The organism is Mesorhizobium sp. M7A.F.Ca.US.014.04.1.1 (assembly GCF_003998745.1).
Lineage (GTDB): Bacteria > Pseudomonadota > Alphaproteobacteria > Rhizobiales > Rhizobiaceae > Mesorhizobium > Mesorhizobium ciceri.
The window spans coordinates 1-5805 of record NZ_RZRW01000374.1 but is presented as its reverse complement, the minus strand read 5'-3'; the positions used below and the strand labels follow the sequence as shown (position 1 = coordinate 5805).

General features: G+C 64.8%; 6 protein-coding genes. 4 read left to right on the top strand and 2 right to left on the bottom strand.

What is annotated here, in order from left to right:
- On the top strand, nucleotides 1-291 hold a 291-nt coding region (locus tag EOA22_RS22390; RefSeq protein ID WP_127390221.1), incomplete at its 5' end, for an ROK family protein.
- A 67-nt stretch (nucleotides 292-358) separates the two neighbouring features.
- On the opposite strand, the gene EOA22_RS22385 is transcribed toward EOA22_RS22390, so the two are convergent.
- Entirely contained in the window at nucleotides 359-1687 is a 1329-nt protein-coding gene (locus EOA22_RS22385) for a dicarboxylate/amino acid:cation symporter (RefSeq protein ID WP_063167594.1), read from the bottom strand.
- Nucleotides 1688-1856: 169 nt separating this feature from the next.
- Here EOA22_RS22385 and EOA22_RS22380 point away from each other — a divergent pair, with 169 nt between their 5' ends.
- The 3 genes from EOA22_RS22380 to EOA22_RS22370 are packed head-to-tail and all read left to right on the top strand — an operon-like array spanning nucleotide 1857 to nucleotide 5622.
- Nucleotides 1857-3815 carry a sensor histidine kinase gene (locus EOA22_RS22380; protein ID WP_063167595.1) on the top strand — a complete coding sequence of 653 codons (1959 nt, stop codon included), beginning with the start codon at nucleotides 1857-1859 and terminating at the stop codon, nucleotides 3813-3815.
- Complete coding sequence (locus tag EOA22_RS22375; RefSeq protein ID WP_063167596.1) at nucleotides 3812-5203, top strand: sigma-54 dependent transcriptional regulator; 1392 nt, start codon at nucleotides 3812-3814, stop codon at nucleotides 5201-5203. The genes EOA22_RS22380 and EOA22_RS22375 overlap by 4 nt, the downstream gene beginning before the upstream one ends.
- A complete protein-coding gene (locus EOA22_RS22370; RefSeq protein WP_063167597.1) occupies nucleotides 5200-5622 on the top strand; it encodes a GNAT family N-acetyltransferase in 423 nt (140 codons plus the stop codon). Before EOA22_RS22375 ends, EOA22_RS22370 begins: the two co-directional genes overlap by 4 nt.
- Here EOA22_RS22370 and EOA22_RS22365 read toward each other — a convergent pair.
- Nucleotides 5619-5805 (bottom strand): anhydro-N-acetylmuramic acid kinase (locus tag EOA22_RS22365; protein ID WP_206521315.1); only part of this gene is annotated, 187 nt, incomplete at its 5' end. The genes EOA22_RS22370 and EOA22_RS22365 overlap by 4 nt on opposite strands.

Sequence of the window (5805 nt, the reverse complement as noted above, 5' to 3'; positions counted from 1 at the left end):
GGCTTCACCAACCTGCTACATCTCTATTCGCCCGATGTGCTGGTCGTCGGCGGCGGCATCGCCAATGGGCTCGACCTGATGGCGCCGACCATCGAGGCAACCAGCAGGCAGCGGGCCATGCGCGCCTATCGCGACGTACCGGTCGTTCCAGCACAGCTCGGCCGCCATGCCGGGCTCGTCGGCGCCGCCAGCCTTGTGCTGTTCGACGACGAGGGCACTTTGGCAGCCCGCATGCCTGTCGGCCCAAGCACATATCCGGACACACCACTGAGCAAGATCGGCACCGTCTGACGTGCGACTGCATGACAAAGGCCGCAGGCAGCATGCCTCCGGCCTTTTACGCATAAGCCACACGTGGTTACTCGGCGGGGACGACATCCGCCGGCAGGCTGTCATCAGCCGTGCCCGCCAGCGCCCTCGCCAGCTTGGCCTCGTCGAGTTCGCCTTCCCAGCGCGCCACCACCAGCGTGGCGACGGCATTGCCAACGAAGTTGGTCAGCGCCCGGCATTCCGACATGAAGCGGTCGACGCCGAGGATCAGCGCCATACCGGCGACCGGCACCGCCGGAACCACCGACAGCGTGGCGGCAAGGGTGATGAAGCCCGCTCCGGTGATGCCGGCGGCACCCTTGGACGAGAGCATGGCCACCAGCAGCAGCAGGATCTGGTCACCCATCGACAGGTGGATGTTGGTCGCCTGTGCGATGAACAGCGCCGCCAAGGTCATGTAGATGTTGGTGCCGTCGAGGTTGAAGGAATAGCCGGTCGGGATGACCAGGCCGACCACCGAGCGCTTGGCGCCGGCCTTCTCCATCTTTTCCATCAGCGAGGGCAGGGCGGCCTCCGACGAGGAGGTGCCCAGCACCAAAAGCAGCTCTTCCTTGATGTAGCGGATCAGCGACAGGATGGAGAAGCCGTTGTAGCGGCAGACCGCACCCAGCACGATGAACACGAACAGGAACGACGTCACGTAAAAGGTGCCGACCAGCATGGCGAGATTGATGACCGCGCCGATGCCGTATTTGCCGATGGTGAAGGCCATGGCGCCGAAGGCACCGATGGGGGCGGCCTTCATCAGCACGCTGACCAGCTTGAAGATCGGCGTCGTCAGTGCCTGCAGGAAGTTGAGCACGGGCATGCCCTTGTCGCCGACCAGCGCCAGCGCGATGCCGAACAGCACCGAGAAGAACAGCACCTGCAGGATGTCGCCGTCGGCGAAGGCGCCGACGATGGTCGACGGGATGATGTTCATCAGGAACCCGGTGACCGACTGATCGTGCGCCTTGGCGGCGTAGGTGTTGACGGTCGAGGCGTCGAGCGTCGCCGGGTCGATGTTGAAGCCGGCGCCCGGCTGCACGACATTGGCGACGACAAGGCCGATGATCAGCGCCAACGTCGAAAAGGTGAGGAAATAGAGCATCGCCTTGCCGGCAACACGCCCGACCTTCTGCAGGTCGCTCATGCCGGCAATGCCCGTTGTCACGGTCAGGAAGATGACCGGGGCGATGATCATCTTGACCAGCTTGATGAAGGCGTCGCCGAGCGGCTTCATGCTCTCGCCGACCGACGGATAGAAATGGCCGAGCAGGATGCCGACGGTGATCGCGACGAGCACCTGCACGTAGAGTTGGGCATAGAAAGGTTTGCGCTGCGCGGCAAGCGCGCCTGATTGGTCTGCGATGTGCATCGAACTCTCCCTGGCCGGATGGGCGAAAACGGATCGCCTGCGTGACTTCTCCCATCGCGGCGCTCCGGTCGCACGCCGCTGAAAACAGTTTTGCAAGCGTCGTGCCAGATCGGGGAAAGGCCGGAATCGCGGATTTCCGCCTTTGTCAGAGGTCGCGCGGACAATACTTGTGCGGATTTCCGCACAAGTGGCGTTTGCCTGGGCGGATTTTCGCATTACACTGACCGGAAAGCCGCGAAGAAAAGGGAGAGGGCAGACGCCGCAGGCAGGCACCGATAGCGAATCCCAAGGGTTTGCCGGCCGTGAGTTGCTGCGCGAGGCGGTGGCCCGGCTGCGCGACGGCCGCTGGCTTGCCGTGGTCGCAGCCCTTGCCGTCCTGGCTGGCGCGATCGCCATCGCCGGGCGCATCGCCTCCGGCCAGGCGGCCGACAATCTGCGCGACACAGCACTTGCCGCTCTGCCGCTGGCGGCGGGAACGCTGACCGGCGAAATCGAAAAGCAGCGCCTGGTTCCCTTGGTGCTGGCCCGCGACGATGCTGTGCGGGGCGCGCTGCGCCGGGCCGGGAAGATGCAAGAAGCGGCCCTCAACGACAAGCTCAAGGCGATTGCCGGCGATGCCTCGGCCTCCGCCATCTATGTCATCGATACGGCAGGCATCGCCATATCAGCCAGCAATGCCGGCGAACCGACCAGCTTTGTCGGCATCGACTATAATTTCCGGCACTATTTTCAGGAGGCGATGGCGAAAGGTGCTGCCAGCCAATATGGCCTCGGCACGATCAGCGGACGGCCGGGACTCTACCTTTCGAGCCGCGTCGACGATAACGGCAAGCCGCTTGGCGTTGCGGTGTTGAAGGTCGAGCTCGACGGCGTCGAGGCAAATTGGCGTTCCAGCGGTTTCCTTGTCTTTGTCACCGATGAACGAGGCGTCGTGCTGGCCACCAGCCAGCCCGACTGGCGGTTTCGTGCGCTGGCACCACTGTCGGCCGAGGACGTGGCCGCCGCCCATGAGCAACTGCAATTGGCCGATGCTGCCTTCGAGCCGCTGCCGTTCAGACGCGGCGCCGGCGATGGCCTGGCGACGATCGACAACGCCGGAAAACCACGCCAGTTCGTCGAGGTGGTGCAGGATTTGCCCGGTGCAGTCCCAGGCTGGCGTCTGTGGCTGCTGACGCCCGCCGACGCTGCTCTCTCCTCGGCCGCCAATACGGCGCGCCTGACCACGCTCCTGGGCTTGCTGCTTCTAGGCTTGATTGCCTACGTGCTGACCCGGCGCCGGCGAACGCGCAGGCTGCGGCAGGAAGCGCTGGCGCGCATGAATGCCGAGCTCGAAAGCCGGGTCAGCACGCGAACGGCCGAGCTGACGCGCTCCAACACCGCACTTGCCGGCGAAATCGCCGAGCGCGAGAATGCCGAAGCCAAGGTCCGCCGACTGCGCGACGATCTCGCCCAGGCCAACCGGCTTTCCATCCTCGGCCAGATCGCCGCCGGCGTGGCGCATGAGATCAACCAGCCGGTCGCCGCCATCCGCACCTATGCGGAGAATGCAGGTCGTTTTCTGGACAGCGGCAAGACCGGATCGGCCAGCGGCAATCTGACATCGATCGTTTCGATGACCGAACGCATCGGCGCGATCACCGGCACCTTGCGCACTTTCGCCCGCCGGCCGGGCGTCGCCGCTTCGCCGCTGCCGGTGCGCGAGGCGATCGACGGCGCGCTGTCGCTGCTGTCAGGCCGCATACGCGATTCCGGCGTCACCATCGTCAGGCCGCGCGGCAATGCCTCGCCGGTGGTCATGGCGAGCCGCATCCGGCTGGAGCAGATCCTGGTCAATCTTTTGCAAAATGCATTGGACGCGATGAAGGACCAGCCCGATCCGCGCATCGAGATCGAACTCGCCGAGCGCGGTGATCGAGTGCTGATTTCGGTGCGCGACAATGGACCCGGCCTTGGTCCGGAGGCGGCCGGCAATCTGTTCATGCCGTTCCAGACCACCAAGGAGAAGGGGCTTGGCCTGGGGCTGGTGATCTCGCAGGAGATCGCCCAGGAATTGGGCGGCACGCTGCGGCTCGATCCCGGCAATGGCAGCGGCGCATCCTTCACCATCGATTTGAGGCGAATTGAATGACAGACGGATCAGGGCTGGTCGCGCTCGTCGACGACGATGCGGACCTCCTTCACGCCACCACGCAATTGCTCGAGCTTGCCGGCTTCACGGTGGTCGCACTCGACGCCGCCGAGGCAGCACTTGCCGTCGTCGACAGGAATTTCGAGGGCGTCGTCGTCAGCGATATCCGCATGCCAGGCATGAATGGTCTGCAGCTGTTCGATCGCATCAAAGCGATCGACGCGGATATACCGGTGATCCTGGTTACCGGGCATGGCGACGTCGATCTCGCTGTGGCCGCGCTCAAGGACGGCGTTTACGATTTCATTCCGAAACCCTATGCCGGAGAACGCCTTGTCGAGGCGCTGAAACGGGCGAGTGAGAAGCGGCGGCTGGTGATGGAAAACCGGCGGCTGCGCGAAGCCGCGGCATTGGCCGCCGACGGCCTGCCGCTGATCGGCGAGGCGCCTGCCATCAAGCGGTTGCGCGAGACCTTGCGCCAGATCGCCGACATGGATGTCGATGTGCTGGTCGAGGGAGAAACGGGAACCGGCAAGGAAGTGGTGGCGGACCTCCTGCACCGATGGGGGCGGCGGCGCGCAAAACCCTTCGTCGCGCTGAATTGCGGCGCTCTGCCGGAGACGGTCATAGAGAGCGAGTTGTTCGGCCACGAGGCTGGCGCGTTCACCGGCGCGCAGCGGCGGCGGATTGGCAGCATCGAGCATTCGAGCGGCGGCACGCTGTTTCTCGACGAGATCGAATCCATGCCGCCTGCGCTCCAGGTCAAGCTGCTGCGCGTGCTCGAAACGCGCAGCCTCACGCCGCTTGGCTCGAACGAGATACGGCGCATCGATCTCAGGGTCGTCGCAGCGACCAAGGTCGATCTCGGGCGGCCGGACCAGCGCGGCGATTTTCGCGAGGATCTGTATTTTCGCCTCAACGTGGTGACGCTGCGCATTCCGCCGCTACGTGAACGCCGCGGCGATATCCCGATGCTGTTCGGGCATTTCCTCGGCAAGGCGGCCGAACGGTTTGGCCGGCCTGTCGCCAAAGTGAATGCAGCCGTCAGCGATCATCTCCAGTCGCATGACTGGCCGGGCAATGTGCGCGAGCTCGCCCATTTCGCCGATCGCGTCGCGCTCGGTCTCGGCCCGGACGAGGAGATGAAAACGGTTCGCGCGCATTCGCCGGAGCCTGCGGCAGCATTGCCCGAACGGGTCGGCCACTATGAGGCGCAACTGATCCGCGATGCGCTACGCGACCATGGCGGCGACGTGCGCGCCGCCATCGACGTGCTCGGCGTGCCGCGTAAGACCTTTTATGACAAGCTCAAGCGCTACGGCATTGCCGCGTCCGAATTTCGCAATGGCGGCGATGCCGATACGCAACCCATCTCGGAAAAGCGATGAACACGACACTGCAAACGACGGCAAATCCCTCGCCGCAAGACCTCACTTTTCTCAGCGAAAGGCTGACGGCGTTCAACGACGGCGATGTCGGCGCGTCCGAAAGGCATGCGCTTGCGGTGTTCGTGCGCGACGACGCCGGCGCGGTCGTCGCCGGCATTTCCGGCTACACCGCCTGGGGATGGCTTTATGTGCAATGGCTCTGGGTGGATGAGCGGCTGCGTGGCCAGCACATGGCCGGCAAGATGCTGGACGCGGCCGAACATGAAGCGGTGGCGCGCGGCTGTCAAAACGCCTGGATCGACACCTTCAATCCGAATGCCGCCAAGGTCTATCAGCGCCAGGGTTATCAGCCCTTTGGAACACTTGCCGACTTCCCCGTCGGCCGCAGCCGCATCTTCCTGCAGAAGAAACTGGCTTAACCGGCGAGTTTTCCGCCCTGCATCGGCCGCGGTGCGCCGGTCGTGCTCGGAAAACTGATCGGCAGGCCGCGCAGCACGCGAACCGCGAGGAAGGCAAAGCATTCCGCCTCCACCGCGTAGCCGCTCCAGCCCAGGCTCACGGCCTGCACCACCTCGACGCCGCCGCGGCTGGCCAGCATCGCC

What these genes read in the sequence shown, in the direction of transcription:
- EOA22_RS22375 (WP_063167596.1), top strand. Translation starts at nt 3,812, where the DNA reads ATGACAGACGGATCAGGGCTGGTCGCGCTCGTCGACGACGATGCGGAC.
- EOA22_RS22385 (WP_063167594.1), bottom strand. Translation starts at nt 1,687, where the DNA reads ATGCACATCGCAGACCAATCAGGCGCGCTTGCCGCGCAGCGCAAACCT.
- EOA22_RS22370 (WP_063167597.1), top strand. Translation starts at nt 5,200, where the DNA reads ATGAACACGACACTGCAAACGACGGCAAATCCCTCGCCGCAAGACCTC.